This is a genomic window from Streptomyces sp. NBC_01012 (assembly GCF_045162755.1).
Taxonomy (GTDB): Bacteria; Actinomycetota; Actinomycetes; order Streptomycetales; family Streptomycetaceae; genus Streptomyces.
In genome coordinates this window covers 511727-527916 of the sequence record NZ_CP108688.1, presented here as the reverse complement: position 1 = coordinate 527916, position 16190 = coordinate 511727, and the positions used below count along the sequence as shown (strand labels likewise).

The window sequence follows — 16190 nt, the reverse complement described above, 5'->3', positions numbered from 1 at the left end:
GGCGGGGTCCGGACACGCCGAAGCCCACCCCACCGAGTGGTGGAGCGGGCAGGATTCAGCGAGACTCGGGCTTCTCGGTGGCCGTGCCCCTGATGACGCGGGGGTCGTGCGCTCCGTCGGCCGGCGGATCGACCGGGATGGTGGGGGAGATGCCGTCGGACTTCAGGGCACGCGCCTCGCTCTTCAGGATCCGGCCCGACTTGCCCAGGGAGCGGGCGAGTTCGGGGAGCTTCCTGGCGCCGACGATCAGGACGACGATGATGAGGAAGATCGCGATCTCGCTGATTCCGAACATGGCGCCAAATCTACAGCACTGTAGAAGGCTGCGGGAGGGTGTCCCCAACTAGTATGTGGCGGTGAACAGTGCAGACGACCCTCGCGGCGGATCGGGCGCGGATGTGGCCGGGGTATCGGAGCTCACGGCTCTCGCCGTGGAGCTGCGCCGGATGAACAGCGAGGTCAACCGGCTGGTCCATGCCTTCGCCCACGCGCAGGGCCTGCACGCCACGGACGTACAGGCGCTCGGCGCGATCCTCGACGCGGAGGCGCCACTCACCCCGGGGCGGCTGCGCGAACGCCTCGGCCTGACGTCCGGTGCGGTCACCGCGTGCCTGGACCGGCTGGAGCGCGCGGGTCACATCAGGCGCACGCGGGAGAGTTCCGACCGCCGTGTCGTGCATCTGTACTACGAGCCCGGGGCCAAGGCCGCCGCGCGCTCGTTCTTCATGCCTCTCGCGGAGGCGGCGGCCGGCGCGCGTTCCGCGGCCGCGCCGCAGGAGTTGGAGGCCGCGCGCCGCTTCATCGCCCGGATGAACGGTGAACTCGGCCGGATGCACGCTCCTCGGCGCTGAACCGCTGAACCGCGATGCCTGCGGAAGGGACGGCCGGGCGGCATGTAATCTCAATCATTGAGATACATCATGATTGAGAGATCCTCGCGTTCCCTGGAGTGCCATGTCACCCGAATCGAGGCCGGTCCGCCGGTTGGTTCTTGTCCCCCTGTTCCTCCTCATCGCCTGGCTCGTCGTCGGCGGTTCCTTCGGCTCGTACGCCGGCAAGCTCGGCGAGGTCTCCACCAACGACCAGGCCTCGTTCCTGCCGCAGAGCGCCGAGTCCACCAAGGTCATCGACGCCCAGAAGGCGTTCAGCGGCAACGAGACCGTGCCGGCCGTCGTGGTCTGGACATCGGCCGATGACGGAGGGGAACTCGGCGCCGAGCAGCAGAAGGCGGCGACCGCGGCCCTGGCCTCGGCCGGGGACGGCCCCGGAGCGGTCGGCGGGGTGAGCCCCGCGGTGCTGTCCGAGGACCGCGAAGCGCTCGAAGGCGTCGTCCAGTTGCGGCCCGACCTGGGGGACGAACTCCCCGACGCCCTCGCGCACATCCGGAGCGCGGCGGAGGAGGTGCCGGGTACGGTCGTCGGGCTCGCGGGCCCCGCGGCCTCCCAGGCCGATCTGTCCGACGCCTTCTCGGGCATCGACGGGCTGCTGCTGGGCGTCGCCCTGGTGGCCGTGCTCGTCATCCTGCTGCTGGTCTACCGGAGCGTCCTGCTCCCGTTGATCATCATCATCGGCGCGGTCTTCGCCCTCGGTGTGGCCTGCGCCATCGTCTACGTACTCGCGGACCACGACATCGTCCGGGTCGACGGGCAGGTCCAGGGCATCCTGTCGATCCTGGTCATCGGAGCCGCCACGGACTACGCGCTGCTGCTCACCGCGCGGTTCCGGGAGGAGCTGGGGCGCCGCCCCGACCGGTGGACCGCCATGCGCGCCGCACTGCGCGAGTCCGTCGGGCCCATCACCGCCAGCGCCGCCACCGTGGCCCTGGGGCTGCTCGCCCTGCTGCTCAGCGACCTGACCAACAACCGCGCGCTCGGACCCGTGGGTGCCATCGGCATCGTCTGCTCCGTCCTGAGCGCGCTCACCTTCCTGCCCGCCGTGCTGGTGCTGCTCGGCAGGGCCGCGTACTGGCCCTCGGGGCCCAAGAAGGGCGGCACCGTTCCCGATTCGGGTTCGACGGGCATCTGGTCGAGGGTCGCGGCCCTGGTCGACCGCGCCCCGCGCAAGGTGTGGGCCCTCACGTTGGTCGGCCTCATCGCCTGCGCGGCCTTCATGCCCACGCTGAACTCCAGGGGGGTGCCCCTGGAGGAGATCTTCGTCAACGACACACCGTCCGTCGCCGCGCAGCGGACCCTGGGCCGGCACTTCCCCGGCGGCTCGGGCAACCCCGCCGTCGTCATCGCCGACGCCGACCGGTCGAAGCAGGTGACCGCGGCGGCCGGGAAGGTGCCCGGGGTCGCGAACGCCCTCGCCGTGACGGCATCGGGACGCCCGGGCGGTGGTGAACCGCTCGTCGTGGACGGCCGGGTCCGTATCGACGCCACCCTGACGGACGGGGCGGACAGCGACGCCGCCAAGGAGACGGTCGCGCGGCTGCGCGAGGCGGTCCACGCGGTGCCCGGCGCGCACGCGCTCGTCGGCGGTTACACCGCGCAGCGGTACGACACCCAGAGGACCGCCGAACACGACCGCGACATCATCGTGCCGGTGGTGCTGGTCATCATCCTGGTCATCCTGACCGGCCTGCTGCGCTCGATCCTGATGCCGCTGCTCCTGGTGGCCACGGTCGCGCTCAACTTCCTCGCCACGCTGGGCATCTCGTCGCTGGTCTTCCAGCACGTCTTCGGCTTCAGCGGTACGGACTCCTCCGTGCCGCTGTACGGATTCGTCTTCCTGGTCGCCCTCGGCGTGGACTACAACATCTTCCTGATGTCCCGGGTCCGCGAGGAGTCCCTGGTCCATGGCACCCGGCAAGGAGTCCTGCGCGGACTGACCACCACGGGCGGGGTCATCACCTCGGCGGGTGTCGTCCTGGCGGCCACCTTCGCGGCCCTCGGGGTCATCCCCCTGGCCTTCCTCGTCCAGATCGCGTTCATCGTCGCGTTCGGCGTCCTGCTGGACACCCTCGTCGTGCGCTCCCTCCTGGTGCCCGCTCTGGTCAGGGACATCGGACCCACCGCCTGGTGGCCCGGCGTGCTGAGCCGGGGTGACCGGGGTGTGTCCGAGGTCTCCGATGTCCCGGAGGGACAGGTGTCCCGCCGGGACATTTAAAGGTGTACGGTGCAACTATGAACGGGACAGGAAAGGCCCCGGAGAGGCGCGGGCGCAAGGCCCGCAGGACCCGGGACACGCTGGCGCGGAGCGCGTTCGACCTGGTGGTCGAGCGCGGTCTGCGGAGCGTGACGGTCGAGGAGATCGCTCAGGCGGCCGACGTCGACCGGCGCACGTTCAGCCGGTACTTCCCGAACAAGGAGGCCGCCGTCCTCGACACAGTGCGGGGCGACGGCGAAAGGATCAACCGAGCGCTCCGCGAGCGCCCCCTGGCCGAGCCACCGCTCACCGCCTACCGCCGGGCCGTCACCGACTGGCTCGACGATCCGGAGGCCGAGCCCTGGCACAAGCGGCCACGCTTCTTCGACCTGCTGGTCATGGCCGAGGAGGAACCCACTCTGTACGCGGCGTTCCACCACATCCGGGTGGACGCCCAGGAGGAGTCGGTGGCGATTCTCGCGGAACGGCTCGGTGTCGACCCACGACAGGACCTCCGTCCCGCCGTGGCCGTCGCCGCGGGAGCCGGAGCGCTCCTGGCGGCCCAGACGGCGTGGGTACGGGGTGGCCGGCCGGCCGCCCTGCCCGACTTCGTCGCACATGCCTTCGACGCCCTCTCCGTGCACCTGCTGGATTCCCGGCAGGACGGGCCGGCGCCGCACAGCACCACCACGCAAGGAAGCACATCATGAGCACCAACCTCCCCACCGCCCCCGAGGCGGAGTTCGCCGGCAAGGTCGCCCTCGTCACCGGCGGAGCGTCCGGCATCGGCCTCGCCGTCTCCCGCCGGCTCGCCGCGAGCGGCGCGAGTGTCGTCGTCGCCGATTACAACGAGGAGAGCGCCCGCAAGGCCGCCGACGAACTGAAGGCCACCGGAGCCCGCGCCGCCGCGGTCGCCCTCGACGTCACCGACCCCGCCTCCGTCGAGGCCGGCGTGCGGTTCGCCGTCGACACCTTCGGCGCCCTGCACCTCGCCGTGAACAACGCGGGCATCGGCGGCCCCGCACAGCCCACCGGGGAGTACGGGATCGACGACTGGAACAGGGTCGTCGCCACCAACCTCAGCGGTGTCTTCCACTCCCTGCGCTTCGAGATCCCGGCCCTCCTGGCCGCGGGCGGCGGCGCCGTCGTCAACGTCTCGTCGATCCTCGGCACCAACGGCTTCGCCAACTCCCCGGCCTATGTCGCAGCCAAGCACGGCGTCGTCGGCCTCACCAAGACCGCCGCACTCGAATACGCGGCGCAGAACATCCGGATCAACGCGGTCGGCCCCGGCTTCATCGACACCCCGCTCCTGCGCGACACCGACGGTCCCGCCCGCGAGCACCTGATCTCCCTGCACCCGGCGGGCCGCCTCGGCACATCGGAGGAGGTCGCCGAACTCATCGCCTTCCTGCTCTCCGACCGCGCCTCCTTCATCCACGGCAGCTACCACCTGGTGGACGGCGGCTACTCCGCTCCGTGATCCCCCGAGTGGCGCACCGCCACCACGGGGGTCACAAAGGAAGTACGGAGAACGAAGGAGAACCATGAAAGCCGTCCAGTACCGCACCGTCGGCGCCGCTCCCGAGGTCGTCGAGATACCCGAGCCCGTGGCGGGACCCGGCCAGATCCTGCTGAAGGTCAGCGCCGCCGGTGTCTGCCACTCGGACATCGCAGTGATGAGCTGGCCGGCCGAAGGATTCCCCTACGAGCTGCCGCTCACCCTCGGCCACGAGGGCGTCGGTACGGTCGCCGCGCTCGGCGAGGGCGCCGAGGGCGTCTCGGTCGGGGACGCGGTCGCCGTCTACGGCCCGTGGGGCTGCGGCACCTGCGTGAACTGCGCGGAGGGCAAGGAGAACTACTGCCTGCGCGCCGCCGACCTCGGCATCAACCCGCCCGGTCTCGGCAACCCGGGCGCCATGGCCGAGTACATGATCGTCGACGACGCCCGGCATCTGACGCCCATCGGCGACCTGGACCCGATCAAGACGGTCTCGCTCACCGACGCGGGCCTCACCCCGTACCACGCGATCAAGCGCTCGCTGCCGAAGCTGACGCCCGGGGCCACCGCCGTGGTCATCGGCACCGGCGGCCTCGGCCATGTCGCCATCCAGCTGCTGCGCGCCATGACCGCCGTACGGGTCATCGCGCTGGACGTCACGGAGGAGAAGCTGGCACTCGCCCGCGCCGTGGGCGCCCACGAGACCGTGCTCTCCGACGAGAAGGCGGCCGCCAAGGTCAGGGAACTCACCGGAGGCACCGGTGCCGAGGTCGTCCTCGACTTCGTCGGCGCCGAGCCGACCGTGAGGACGGCCGGCGCGGCCGCCTCGGTCGACAGCGACGTCACGATCGTCGGGATCGGCGGCGGCGTGCTGCCCGTCGGATTCGGTGTCCTGCCGTTCGCCACCTCGGTCTCCGCGCCGTACTGGGGCTCGCGCAGGGAGCTCGCGGAAGTCATCGAGCTCGCCCACGTGGGGGCCGTCGACGTCCATGTGGAGACGTACTCCATCGACGAGGCACCGCTCGCCTACGAGCGGCTGCACGCGGGGAAGATCAACGGCCGCGCCGTCATCCTGCCCAACGGCTGACCGAGCGTCGGCACCGCACTCAGGGCGCGGCCTTCGCCACGTCCGTCCGGGTCAGCCGCACCGGCTCCGTCCCGGTGGAACTGTGCCGCTGCGCCCAGTTCTCCAGAGCCGTGCGGCAGGCGTGGTCGAGGTGGTGCAGCCCGGAGAGATCCAGGGCGACGGGCCGGTCCTTGGGCAGGGCCTCCAGGCTGTCTAGTATTTTCGGCAGCCGCAGAAAGGTCGCGTTGCCCGACAGCCGGGCCCGCACCAGGCCGGGACCGCTGTCGAGCACCTCTAGCCTCACGTGGGAGGCGTCCCACGCGGCCTTGGCCACCGACAGCGCCAGACCGGTCAGGACGCCCTCGAACATGTTCACCGTGACGATCGCCACGGCCGTGACGACGAGGATCAGTGCCTCGCCCCGGTGCTCACGCCACAGCACCACCAGCGCGCGCAGCGGGATCAGCTTCCAGCCGGCGTGGATGAGGATGCCGGCGAGGGCGGGCAGTGGGATGAACCCCAGCGTGGCCGGAAGGAGTGCCGCGAACAGGAGCAGCCACACCCCGTGCAGCACGCGGGAGGCCCGGGTCCGCGCGCCCGCCCGCACATTGGCCGCGCTGCGCACGATGACGGCCGTCATCGGCAGCGCACCCAGGAGACCGCACACGGTGTTGCCCACGCCCTGGGCCATCAGCTCCTTGTCGTACGAGGTACGAGGGCCGTCGTGCAGCCGGTCCACAGCCGCCGCGCTGAAGAGACTCTCGGCGGAGGCGATCAGGGTGAAGGCCGCGACCGTTCCCAGCAGGCTCAGGGTCGCGAGCCCGCCGAGGTCGGAGAGCCCGGGTACCCGCACCGCGTCCAGCAGCCCCTGGACCTGGACCGTACTGACCGGCAGGGCGAACACCGACGTGGCAAGGGTGGCCAGGACGACCGCGGCGAGCGCCCCGGGAACGGCACGGACCCGCTTCGGCATCCTGTTCCATCCCACCACCAGGGCGACGGTCGAGGCGCCGACCGCGATCGAGGCGAGAGCCGTGGGACTTGACACACTGTCGGCGACCAGTCCCGGTACGCCGGCCAGCTTGCCCGTGCCGGAGAGCGGTGCCTCGGCGCCCGCGGCGGCGTAGAGCTGACCCGCGATGAGGACGAGACCGATGCCTGCGAGCATGCCTTCGACGACCGAGACCGAGATGGCCCGGAACCAGCGGCCGAGCCGCAGCGCGCCCATGGCCAGCTGGAGCACCCCGGCCGCCAGCACGATCACCCCGAGCGCCGGCAGTCCGAAGGACCGTACGGCTTCGAGTACGAGCACGGTGAGACCGGCGGCGGGCCCCGACACCTGGAGACTGCTGCCGCGCATGAAGCCGGTGACGAGACCGCCCACGATGCCGGTGATCAGGCCGAGTTCGGCCGGAACCCCCGAGGCGACGGCGACGCCCACGCACAGTGGCAGGGCGACAAGGAAGACAACGAGTGATGCGGCGAAATCCTGCCGCAGATGAGGAAACGAGGCGACGATGTTTCGCATTCCGGTGATTCCTCCTGGCGCGCCGAAAAGCGGCGCGTCGGCATACGTACGAACTGGGTCCTGAAGGCGGATCGACGCATGGGAAGCCGTGCCGACGGTCTCTCGGGACCGGGGCAGAGGGCGGTCGAGCGCCTCGGGTCAGCTCAGCAGCGGAACACCTGGAGGGCGGAGGAGGAACGCGCCGCCGGGGATCCGGGCGCGTGACGCGCGTGGCCCGACGCGGCTGCGGCCGCCGGTGCGCACACGCCGCAGAGGGCCGCGGACGCAGCGGAACGCGACGGCGCGTCCGGGGCGGTGGCGGAGCGATGCCGGTGGCGGGGAAGGCCGTTGGCCTCGCCCCCACGATCGGGCGTCCCGCATGTGCCGTACTCCCCGTGGGCCTCTCCCACCGTCGCGTTCGGGAGGGTGGCGGCCCGGATCGCCGGGGCGGACGCGGTCCGGGCATCGGCAGTCGCCGTGCCGGATGCGGGAGCCAGGAGAAGGCCCATCAGGATCGCGAGCACGAGCCGGACAGCCGCTGCTCGCACCCCGCACCTCCTCCCGCTGGACTTCACCGGTCCCTTCGGGACGCTAACAGGCCGGGGCGCTTATGGAGTCAGCCCCAAGTGAAGAGTCCGAAAGTCGCTGCCTGAATGCCCGTCGAGCGCGTTTATCCGTCAGTAATTACGTGTGAAAAGCACACCTGCCGAGTCGGCATAATGAGGGCGCGGGCCGGCCGGCCCCGTAACCCTCCGTCCCGAGCAGGGTTGTCGAGCAGGGAGATGGCGATGGGCGCGACGGACACGGCAGAGCGACTGCGGGCGATCACCCGTGAACTGTCGGATCGGTTCTACGAGCGGGACGACGTCATACGCACACTGACCGTGGCGATGCTCGCCGGTCAGCACGCGCTCCTGCTCGGCCCGCCCGGCACCGCCAAGTCGGAGCTGGCACGCGAGCTGACCGGCCGCGTCGAGCAGGCGAACTACTGGGAGATCCTGCTCAGCAAGTTCACCGCGCCGACCCGGATGTTCGGGCCGATCGACGTGGGCGCGCTGAGCCGGGGCGAGTACCGGCAGATCTTCGACGGCCGTGCGACGACGGCGCACATCGCGTTCATCGACGAGATCTTCAAGTGCTCAACGGCGGCTCTGAACGAGACCCTCGGGCTGCTCAACGAGCGCGTCTACCACCCGGAGAACGGCGGCGAGCCGATCCACTGCCCCCTGATCAGCGCGATCACCGCGTCCAACGAACTGCCCTCGGGGGAGGACAGCGCCGCGATCTACGACCGTCTGCTGGTGCGGATCGAGGTGGGTTATCTCGCCGACCCCTCCAACTTCGCGGGGCTGGTGCGCTCCGCCGTCGCCGCGCCGGCCGTCACCGCCAGGACGACGGTGCGGCTGGGGGAGTTGCAGCAGGCCGTGAACGAGGCGGTGCCCGCCGTGGCCGTCCCGGACACGATCGTGGACGCCGTGTGCACGCTGCGGGCCGCCCTGCGCCGTAAGGAGCTGATCGCCTCGGACCGCCGCTGGCGGCAGTCCGTCCGGCTGCTCCAGGCCAGCGCCTTCCTGGACGGCCGCGACACGGTGGAACGCAACGATCTGTCGGTGCTCACCCATGTGCTGTGGGACTCGCCGGCCGAACGTCCGACCGTCGAGCGAGAGGTCCTGCACCTGGTCAACCCCGACGCCCGGGAGGCACTCGACCTCGCCGACGCCATCGAGGAGCTGGAGGCCGAACTCGACGCGAAGGCCGGTCAGTCCCGCGAGGCGCTGGGCGACTGGGCGATCAGGGAGGCGATCACCAAGCTCAACATGGCCGCCAAGAAGCTGGAGAAGCTGCGCAGCGAGGCCGGCAGCGACGGGCGGTCCACATCCACCGTCGAGCGTGTGATCATCCTCCGGCGCGCCGTCCACGCCCGTGTCCTGACCGAAGCGCTCGGTGTGGACGCGAGCCTCGTGCAGGCCCAGCTCTGAGCGACGGAGGGAGACGCAACATGGGCAAGGCCCCGACGGTGCTGGCGGAGCTGACCGGCCACGCGAGCAAGTGGCTCGGCCCTTCCGCCGGCCCCGAGCGGCCGAAGGCGACCACGGTGGTGGCCGCCGATCGGTTCGACACGATGGCCTGGCGCGACACCTACGCCCAGGCCGCCGGGCTGCGCCGGCTCGCCCATGAACTGAACGAACGCCACGACCACACCGAGGACCTGCTCGCGGACGTGTTCCTGGCCGCCTACAAGGTGAGCCCCCGGATGCGGGAGCGGGCCGACATGGACGCCTCGCGGCTGGTCAACCACGAGGTCGTCACCGCGGTGACGGGCAGTCCCGAGTTCGCCGAGCTGCGTCGCGAGACGTCCGGCGACCCGTACGCCGCGGCCATGAGCGTGCTCGCCGGGGCCGACGCCCTGCGCGCGATGCTGGAGCAGGCGGGCCGGGCGGCGGAGCGGGCCCGTCGGGCGAAGGAGGCCGGGCAGGACGCCGAGCGGGCTGCGGACGACGTCGCCGGGGCGCTCCAGCAGGCTGCCGCTGAGGCGGCGGAGGACGGCTCGGTGCCCGAGGACGCGGCCGAGACCCTGGCACGGGCGATCGAGGCGGCCGAGACCGCTGACGCCGCCGCTCGGCAGGCCGACGAGGAAGCGCGGCAGGCACTCGCCGCGGCGGCCCCCGGCATCCGTGCGGCCGCGCGGAGCGCCACGGCCGGGGCGGCCCAGCAGTCCCGCGAGGAGAGCGAGTTGATGCGCGCCTGGGGACTGGGCCCGGGCGAGCTGGAGCGGATGCCGTACGGCCGACGGGCCGAGCTGGCCGAGCGGCTGCGCTCGGGCCGGCTGGGGCGGTTCGCCGACCTGATCGGCAGGTTCCGGCAGATGGCCGCCGGGGAACGCGCCCGCAAGGTCGAGCACGCCAGGGGCGAGCTGGTCGGTATCACCCTGGGCGACGACCTCTCCCGGGTCATCCCCTCCGAGCTGGCCAACCTCGGGGTCCCGGCCATGAGGAGCGTGTTCGCCGCGAGGTACGCCGAGTCGAGGCTGATGCTGTACGACAGCCGAGGGGAGGAGACCACCGGGAAGGGCGCCGTCATCGCGTGCGTCGACTGCTCGAACTCCATGAGCCGGCCAGGACCCGGCGGGATCACCGGAGAGGCGTGGTCCAAGGCATGCGCTCTCGCGCTGCTCGACCAGGCCCGCCGGGCGAAGCGCGATTTCGTCGGCATCCTGTTCTCGTCGGCCGAGTCCGTGAAGGTGTGCCGGTTCCCGGCCTCCGGATCCGTCGGCATCGCGGACGTCATCGACTTCGCCGAGCACTTCTACGGAGGCGGCACCAACTACCGGGCTCCGCTCTCGGCTGCCGTCGGCCTGCTGGAGGAGGAGTTCAACACCGACGGACGCCGGCGCGGGGACATCGTGATGATCACGGACGGGGAGTGCGACGTCACCGAAGGATGGATGCGCGGCTGGAACGACGCCAGGCGCACACTCGGCTTCCGCTGCTTCGGCGTGGCCGTCGGCGCCCCGGAGGCAGCCAGGCCCGGCACGGTCCTCGACGCCCTGTGCGACAACCTCCGCGGCATCGAGGACCTGACCGACGTGCACGCGGCGGGCGATCTCTTCCGGGTCATCTGACCTTCCGGGGCGGCCGTCGGCGCGATGCCCTTCTGCTGCTCGTAGGTGTGGTGTCGGTGGTGCACCGGGCTCCTGGGCGTACGCGTCCGACGGGCCCCCGGTGCACCACCGGAGGGCCCGTCGGACGTGGGTCACAGGAGCCGCTTGCGGCCCCGGAGGACGACGAAGGCGACGATGCCGGCGGTGAGGGCGGACATGGCGCCGGCTCCGAGCCACTGCATCGTGTGCATCTGGGAGACGGGCAGGTAGTCGATGGACCAGCCGACCACGTGCTCGGACTTCAGGCAGGCGGTGTGCGCCCGGGTGTTGTCCATCTGATCGAGGCAGGTGGTCCAGTCCAGGCGGTCACCGGAGCTGGCGAGGAAGTAGGTGCCCTCTCCCTGCTGCTCGGCCTGGGCGGGCAGCTCCGGCCGCACGGCACCGGGCCCGACGCCCTTGTCGGTGCTGACCGACATGATGTGCCCCAGACTCCGCCAGACCTGGTCCCAGACGAAGCCGAGCGCCACCACGACGCCGAGCGTGACCACCATCGACACGAGCGTTCGGCGCAGGATCAGGCCGGCCGCCACACCCACGGCGAACGTGAGCAGGGCGTAGGCCACCGGCACCACGCCCGTGACGCTGAAGAACGAGGTCCAGATGAGGCCGTCGGAACGCCCCTTGACCGGGTTCCACCACCAGGTGAAGGCGGTGGTGAGGGCGGCGGTGGACAGGGTGAGCATCACGGCGGGAACGGCGAGCTTCACGGTGAGCCACCGCAGCCGGCTGACGGACTGCGACGTCACCAGCTTCGCCGTGCCGGATTCCAGATCGCCCGCGATGAGTGGGGCACCCAGGAACACACCGGCAAGGACAGGGATGTAGCCGAGGTAACTCCCCACGCGGAACAGCCGGTCGGCGTACGCCTCGAACTCGGGCGGCAGGCCGCCGGACCGCTGCGAGGCGGCGTCCTGGGCGCCCAGGAAGTCCATCATCCGGCCGCGCAGGAAGGCGATGACGAGCACACCGACGACGGTGACGGCGATGAGCGTCCAGAACGCGGCACGGTGCTGGCGCCAGACGAGCCAGACCGGACCGCCGAGCCGGGGGCCCCGGCCGCTCCGTGCGGGTCCGGCGGGCGCCGTACGGGCCGGGTCATGGGTGAGCGTGGTCATGCGGTCACAGCCTTCGTACGGTCGTGGACGATGATGTCGTGGATGTCGCCGGCCCGGGCGCTGGGAGCGATGAGCCCGGGCGCGTCCGGTGAGCGCAGATAGGCGAGCAGCAGCTCCTCCAGGGTGGGAGGCTCGGCCGGTCCTCCGTACTCGATCGGTTCGTCGAGACGCACCAGCGCTCCCGGCCGGCCCTCGTGCCCGCCCGGGTCGATGACCCTGTGCGGTGTTCCGGCGAGGGACGAGCCGTGGCCCGCGAGGTCCAGCACGGCGTGCGCGGCGCGCAGTTCGTCCACCTCACCCGCGAGACGCAGACCGCCGTTCGCGATGACCAGGAGGTAGTCGCAGATGTACTCGAGCTCGGCGAGCATGTGTGAGGACACCAGCACCGTCGTGCCGTGTTCGGCGGCCTCGGCCTTCAGAGTGGTCATGAGCTCACGGCGGACCAAGGGGTCGAGGTCGGCCATCGGCTCATCGAGGATGAGCAGATCCGGTCGCTTTCCGAAGGCCAGGGCGAAGGCGACGCGGGTGCGCTGTCCGCCGGAGAGTGTTCCGACCTTCGCCTCCAACGGCACCTGGCCCGCACGGACGATGCCTTCGGCCACCTCCTGGTCCCAGCGGGGATTGAACTCGTGGCCGAGCCGCAGGGTCTCGGCCACGGTGAACCGCCGGAACAGGGGCTTCTCCTGGGTCAGGAACGCGGTCCGCAGCACCGCCTCCGTCGACCCCGGTTCCGCGCCGAACACCCGCAGCGCGCCGGTCGTGGGCCGGATCATGTGCGTGGCCAGACCCATCAGCGTGCTCTTGCCCGCGCCGTTGGGGCCGACGAGGCCGCACACCCGCCCGGTCGGCAGCCGGAAGGAGACATCCTGCAGCGCCCAGCCACGCCGGTACTTCTTGCCCAGCCCCTGGGCCTCGATCGCCGAGCCGCCGCCGACGGGTCGTGCGGACCTCGCCCCGCTGCCGTGGTGCGTCTCCGGGTTCATCATCTGTGTGACTCCTGTCCCCGGCCCGAGGGCGAGGGTTCGGCGGTGATCATGACATGCTCGTCGGGTGACGCAAGGTGAGCGCCGCCCGGTGGACACCACTCTTCTCCGCCGCGTCCCGCGGCGGATCGGGCGAAAGACAGATCATGTGCGGCCGACTCCGACTTTCGGCCGGTCGGCGGGAGGACAGTGAAAGAGATGACCGAGACGGTGACCGCCGCGGCGACTCCATCGGCAGCCCTGAGACAGGCGAGGCGTGCGCGCGTGCTGCCCGTCGCCTCGCGGTTGCTGCTGGTCGGGGCCCTGGTCACCCTCGTGGTGCTGGACCGGATCGGCGGTTCCTACGAGTTCCTGGACTCCGGCCCCGCCGTGCTGGGCCCGGCCAAGATGGTGGGCGCGCTGCTGTGCGTGGCTCTCGTCGTCGCTTCGCCCCGGCTGGGCAGCCGGGCGTTGCCGGCGGCCGGCTGCGCAGCCGCGGTCATGTCACTGTGTCTCTCGGTGGTGCTGCACCTGGGAGCGTCGGTGGGTTCGCTGGCGCTGGGGTTCGCCGAACCGGCCGCCCTGATATGGATCCTGCTGGTCGTCGCCCGACGCGGGAAGCCGACATGGGCGACGGTGGCCGTGCCCGTACTGCTCATGGCGATCGTGCTGCGTCCGGTGTCGGTCTCCGTGCGGGACACCACCACCATCATGGCGCTGTTCTTCGCGCTGGTGGCCGTCATGGCCCTGGGGATCGGCCTCGGGACGCGTCTGCTCCTGGTGGACCGGAGGCGGCAGGCGGCGGCTCTCAGGCTCGAACAGCGGACTGAGTTCGCCAGGGACCTGCACGACTTCGTCGCCCACCATGTGACCGGCATCGTCGTACAGGCGCAGGGGGCCCAGGTGATCGCGGGGCGCCGGCCGGAGCTGGTGCCGCCCGCGCTCCAGCGGATCGAACAGGCGGGTTCGGAGGCGCTGTCATCGATGCGCCACATGGTGGGGATGCTGCGTGACGCCGACGGAGAGGTGGCGCTGACGCCGCTGGCCGGCATCAGCGAGGTGCGTTCGCTCGTCGAGGAGTTCTCGGCCGTCGGCGGCGCACGGGCGCACCTCGATCTGGAGGGGAGCTTCGACGGCCTGCCGGTCGAGGTGACCACCACCGCGCACCGGGTGGTGATGGAGGCGCTCACCAACGTACGCAAACACGCCCAGGGATGTACCGAGGTGCGGGTGCGCGTGGAGCGCTCGGGAGACCGGGTCTCCGTGCGGGTCAGTGACGACGGACGGTCGCGCCCTGTCTCCCACGGCGGCTTCGGTCTCAAGGGTCTGTCCGAGCGGGTCGGCCTGATCGGAGGGAGCGTCCGGGCCGGCCCGGTGACGGCGGGCGGCTGGGGAGTCGAGGCGTCGCTCCCGGCGTCCGCGGGGGCGGTGACCGTCGCATGAGCATCCGGGTACTGATCGCCGACGACCAGGCCATGGTCCGGGCCGGCTTCGCGATGATCCTCGCGGCGGAGGACGACATCGAGGTCGTGGCGGAGGCCACGGACGGGGTGCACGCGGTGGAGCTCTCCGAGCGCCACCGGCCCGACGTGGTGCTGATGGACATCCGGATGCCCCGGATGGACGGTCTTGAGGCGCTGCGCAGGCTGACCCGCCCAGGCATCCTGAATCCGCCGAAGGTCGTCGTCGTCACGACGTTCGACGACGACGAGTACGTCCAGCGCGCCCTGAGCGAGGGCGCCTCCGGCTTCCTGATCAAGGACTCGGGCCCCGCCCTGCTGGTCGAGGCCATCCGAGCGGCCGCCTCGGGCGAGGCGCTGGTGAGCCCGGCCATCACCGTCCGGCTGCTGAAGCAGCTCAACAGCCCGGTGCCCGCCTCCCGAAAGCCGCACACCGCGCTCTCCGCGAGGGAGAACGACCTCGTACGTCTGGTGGCCAGAGGGCTGACCAACGCCGAGATCGCCGCCGAGCTGTCGATCTCGGTGGGCACGGTGAAGACCCATCTCGGCAATGTGCAGACCAAGCTGTCGGCCCGCAACCGTGTGGAGATCGCCGCCTGGGCCTGGGAATCGGGCCTCGTCGACGGGCGGGGCTGAGACCGTCCGCGCAGCCCCGGACCGTGGCAGGGCCCGGGGCGCGCGTCCGTACGCTCAACTCGCCAGATAGCTGGCGGTGGCCGGATCGAACCTCACCACGACGTCCTCGCCCGGACGGCAGCCGAGGCCCGCCCGCGCCGAGACCGTGATGGGTATGTCCGCGGCGCGGATGACGAGTTCGAGCCGGTCGCCGAGGAACTCCGAGGACTCCACGGTGGCCGTGAACTCGTCGTCCGCCGGCGCCGGTGACACGGCCCGCACCTGGACGTCCTCAGGGCGTACGCAGACGAAGCCGCCCGTGGTGCCTGCCCGGTGCTGGTCCCGGCCGGCCGACGAGCGCAGGCACAGGACAGGGCCGACATCGGTCTTCGCGACCACGCCGCCGTCGCCGCGCGAGGAGACATCCTGCACGGGAAGCAGGTTGGCGCTCCCGATGAAGTCCGCGACGAAGGACGAGCCGGGGTGGTCGTAGAGCTGTTCCGGCCGGTCGATCTGCTCGACATGTCCCTGGTTCATCACGACCACCGTGTCCGAGAGCGCCAGCGCCTCGGCCTGGTCGTGGGTGACATAGAGCGCGGTGACCCCGAACTGTTCCTGGAAGGACCTGAGTTCCTGGCGGAGCTTGGCCCGCAGCTTCGCGTCGAGGTTCGACAGTGGCTCGTCGAGGAGGAGGACCTCGGGGTCACCGAGCAGGGCACGCGCGAAGGCCAGACGCTGCTGCTGTCCGCCGCTCAGCTGGGTGGCCCAACGGTCCGCCATGGGGGCGAGACCCACCTGTTCGAGCATCTCCATGGCGCGCTTGCGGATGTCCTGGCCCTTGCGGCGGTTCCTGCCGTGCCGCATCGGGAAGGCCGCGTTGTCGAGAACGGTCATATGGGGCCAGATGCCGTAGGACTGGGGAACCATCGCGATCGGACGGTCCTCGGGACGGACGAAGCGCTTCTGCGGCACATCGAACACCACCTGCCCGCCCATCTCGATCCGGCCGCCGGTGGCACGCTCAAGACCCGCGACACAGCGAAGGGTCGTCGTCTTGCCGCAGCCACTGGGGCCGAGCAGGGTGACGAACTGCCCCTTCGGCACGTCGAAGGAGACACCGTCGACCGCGTACGTCGTCTCGCTGCCGGTCACCCGCTCGTAGGACTTGCGCAACTCCGTGATGACGATCGAGTTCACGGTATCCGTGGTCATCGTT

Annotated in this window: 15 protein-coding genes; 9 read left to right on the top strand and 6 right to left on the bottom strand. The window is 71.1% G+C overall.

What is annotated here, in order from left to right; all coding sequences use genetic code 11:
• Nucleotides 1-55 precede the first annotated feature (55 nt).
• Nucleotides 56-295, bottom strand: a complete 240-nt coding sequence (locus tag OG623_RS02275; RefSeq protein WP_406143790.1) for a twin-arginine translocase TatA/TatE family subunit — start codon at nt 293-295, stop codon at nt 56-58.
• A gap of 61 nt (nt 296-356) precedes the next feature.
• Between OG623_RS02275 and OG623_RS02270 the strand changes: the two genes are divergently transcribed.
• From OG623_RS02270 to OG623_RS02250, 5 genes are all read left to right on the top strand, one after another.
• Nucleotides 357-851, top strand: coding sequence for a MarR family winged helix-turn-helix transcriptional regulator (locus OG623_RS02270; RefSeq protein WP_406143788.1), 495 nt, complete (start codon nt 357-359; stop codon nt 849-851).
• 103 nt (nt 852-954) lie between these two features.
• On the top strand, nt 955-3108 hold the full coding sequence (locus OG623_RS02265; protein WP_406143786.1) for an MMPL family transporter: 2154 nt from the start codon (nt 955-957) through the stop codon (nt 3106-3108).
• 17 nt (nt 3109-3125) lie between these two features.
• A complete protein-coding gene (locus OG623_RS02260; RefSeq protein WP_406143785.1) occupies nt 3126-3797 on the top strand; it encodes a TetR family transcriptional regulator in 672 nt (223 codons plus the stop codon).
• Nucleotides 3794-4570, top strand: a complete 777-nt coding sequence (locus tag OG623_RS02255) for an SDR family NAD(P)-dependent oxidoreductase (protein WP_406143783.1) — start codon at nt 3794-3796, stop codon at nt 4568-4570. Before OG623_RS02260 ends, OG623_RS02255 begins: the two co-directional genes overlap by 4 nt.
• A gap of 64 nt (nt 4571-4634) precedes the next feature.
• Nucleotides 4635-5675, top strand: a complete 1041-nt coding sequence (locus OG623_RS02250) for an NAD(P)-dependent alcohol dehydrogenase (protein WP_406143781.1) — start codon at nt 4635-4637, stop codon at nt 5673-5675.
• Between the two features lie 19 nt (nt 5676-5694).
• Here the strand turns inward: OG623_RS02250 and OG623_RS02245 are convergent, their stop codons facing one another.
• Both OG623_RS02245 and OG623_RS02240 read right to left on the bottom strand, forming a co-directional pair.
• Nucleotides 5695-7182, bottom strand: coding sequence for a SulP family inorganic anion transporter (locus OG623_RS02245; RefSeq protein WP_406143779.1), 1488 nt, complete (start codon nt 7180-7182; stop codon nt 5695-5697).
• Nucleotides 7183-7325: 143 nt separating this feature from the next.
• Nucleotides 7326-7709 (bottom strand): hypothetical protein, encoded by a 384-nt coding sequence (locus OG623_RS02240; RefSeq protein WP_406143777.1) that lies wholly within the window; start codon nt 7707-7709, stop codon nt 7326-7328.
• A gap of 234 nt (nt 7710-7943) precedes the next feature.
• Here OG623_RS02240 and OG623_RS02235 point away from each other — a divergent pair, with 234 nt between their 5' ends.
• A complete protein-coding gene (locus OG623_RS02235; protein WP_406151643.1) occupies nt 7944-9140 on the top strand; it encodes an AAA family ATPase in 1197 nt (398 codons plus the stop codon).
• A 20-nt stretch (nt 9141-9160) separates the two neighbouring features.
• Nucleotides 9161-10783, top strand: a complete 1623-nt coding sequence (locus OG623_RS02230) for a VWA domain-containing protein (protein WP_406143775.1) — start codon at nt 9161-9163, stop codon at nt 10781-10783.
• 131 nt (nt 10784-10914) lie between these two features.
• On the opposite strand, the gene OG623_RS02225 is transcribed toward OG623_RS02230, so the two are convergent.
• Both OG623_RS02225 and OG623_RS02220 read right to left on the bottom strand, forming a co-directional pair.
• Complete coding sequence (locus tag OG623_RS02225; RefSeq protein ID WP_406143773.1) at nt 10915-11937, bottom strand: ABC transporter permease subunit; 1023 nt, start codon at nt 11935-11937, stop codon at nt 10915-10917.
• Nucleotides 11934-12920: an ABC transporter ATP-binding protein gene (locus OG623_RS02220; RefSeq protein ID WP_406151641.1), complete on the bottom strand. Its 987-nt coding sequence runs from the start codon at nt 12918-12920 to the stop codon at nt 11934-11936. Before OG623_RS02220 ends, OG623_RS02225 begins: the two co-directional genes overlap by 4 nt.
• A gap of 198 nt (nt 12921-13118) precedes the next feature.
• Between OG623_RS02220 and OG623_RS02215 the strand changes: the two genes are divergently transcribed.
• Together OG623_RS02215 and OG623_RS02210 are read left to right on the top strand one after the other, a co-directional pair.
• Nucleotides 13119-14342 (top strand): sensor histidine kinase, encoded by a 1224-nt coding sequence (locus OG623_RS02215; protein ID WP_406143771.1) that lies wholly within the window; start codon nt 13119-13121, stop codon nt 14340-14342.
• A complete protein-coding gene (locus tag OG623_RS02210) occupies nt 14339-14995 on the top strand; it encodes a response regulator (RefSeq protein ID WP_406143769.1) in 657 nt (218 codons plus the stop codon). Before OG623_RS02215 ends, OG623_RS02210 begins: the two co-directional genes overlap by 4 nt.
• Before the next feature lie 54 nt (nt 14996-15049).
• Here the strand turns inward: OG623_RS02210 and OG623_RS02205 are convergent, their stop codons facing one another.
• The gene (locus OG623_RS02205) at nt 15050-16186 is read right to left on the bottom strand and encodes an ABC transporter ATP-binding protein (RefSeq protein ID WP_406143767.1); all 1137 of its coding nucleotides are present in this window, start codon (nt 16184-16186) and stop codon (nt 15050-15052) included.
• Between the last annotated feature and the right edge of the window lie 4 nt (nt 16187-16190).